Below are 1,283 nucleotides of genomic sequence, written 5' to 3'. Positions count from 1 at the left end.
ATACTCCTCGACCGGCTTCAGCTGGTAGAGCCGCGCCACGAATTCGAGATTCTCGCCGATCGTCAGATCCTCGTAGAACGAGAATTTCTGCGTCATGTACCCGACTTCGCGTTTGATCTTGAGCGCGTCGGTAAGGATGTCGAAGCCGAGCACCGTGCCCTCGCCCGCATCCGGCGTCAAAAGCCCGCACATGATGCGGATGGTCGTCGTCTTGCCCGAGCCGTTCGGCCCGAGGAAACCGACGATCTCGCCCTCGGCGACCGCCATCGTGACATGGTCGACGACGGTCTTGTCGCCGAAGCGCTTGACCAACCCACGGACGTCGATGACGTTCATCTGTCAATATCCGCCAGGTCGACATCGACGATCTGGCCGGGCTGCAGCGGATGGGCATCGCCCTCCGGCCGCGCCTCGACGAGATAGACCAGCTTCTGCCGGTTCTCGAGCGAGTAGATCACCGGCGGGGTGAACTCGGGATCGGGCGACACATAGCTGACGCGTGCCTTCAAATCCGGCCCGCAGCCGTCGCAACGGACGCTGAGCAGGGTGCCGACCTTGACCGAGGAGAAGGCCGTCTCCGGCACATAGACGCTGAGTTTTACCGCGCCGTCGGGCAGCATCGAGATCACCGGCGCGGTCGGTCCGGCCGTATCGCCGGGATTGCGGATCACGTCGTCGATGCGGCCGGGCGAAGGCGCCGCCAGCACGCGCTTGGACAGGCGCCACTCGGCCTGCCCCAATTCCGATTGCGCCTGCTTGACTTGGTTCTCGGCAGCTCTGATCGTTTCGGCCCGCGCCGGCAGGCCGCCGACGGCAAGGTTCGCCTCCGCCTGGCCGACCTGCGCGTTGGCGGTCTCCAGCGAAGCCGAGGCCGTGTCGTAATCGGCCTGGGTGCCGGTGCCGCGCTTGTAGAGATCGCTGGCGCGGTCATATTTGCGTTTGGCGTCGGCAGCCTGCGCCTTCGCCATGTCCACCTGCGCCTTGAGCACGGCGATCTCTTCCGGCCGCTTGCCCACCTTGAGGTCGGCAAGCTGCGCCTGCGCTTGGGCGAGCGCGGCCTGGGCTTGCGCCACGGCAATCTTGGCATCGGCGCTTTCCAGCGTCACCACCGGCGCGCCCGACTCGACACGGTCGCCGCGCTTGACCGTCACGGTCTCGACCTGCGCGACTTCGATCGGCGCCAGCAGCACATATTCGCCTTCGACATAGCCGACGGCAAGCGGGGCGGCCGGCGCGCAGGCGCCGAACAGCTGGGCCGCGAGCGGCAGCGAACAGAGTAAGCT

2 protein-coding genes are annotated in these 1,283 nt (G+C 66.3%); both read right to left on the bottom strand.

All coding sequences use genetic code 11. From position 1 onward, the window contains the following. Positions 1-336 (bottom strand): ATP-binding cassette domain-containing protein (locus EOA79_RS32130; protein WP_164894073.1); only part of this gene is annotated, 336 nt, incomplete at its 3' end. Then, positions 333-1,283, bottom strand: a 951-nt coding sequence (locus EOA79_RS32125; RefSeq protein WP_128293702.1) for an HlyD family efflux transporter periplasmic adaptor subunit, incomplete at its 5' end; no start/stop codon positions are given. The genes EOA79_RS32125 and EOA79_RS32130, both read right to left, overlap by 4 nt.

The sequence above is a fragment of the Mesorhizobium sp. M1A.F.Ca.IN.020.03.2.1 genome (genome assembly GCF_004023205.1).
GTDB lineage: Bacteria > Pseudomonadota > Alphaproteobacteria > Rhizobiales > Rhizobiaceae > Mesorhizobium.
The sequence above is the reverse complement of the archived record's forward strand: the minus strand, read 5'-3'. Positions and strand labels throughout refer to the sequence as shown.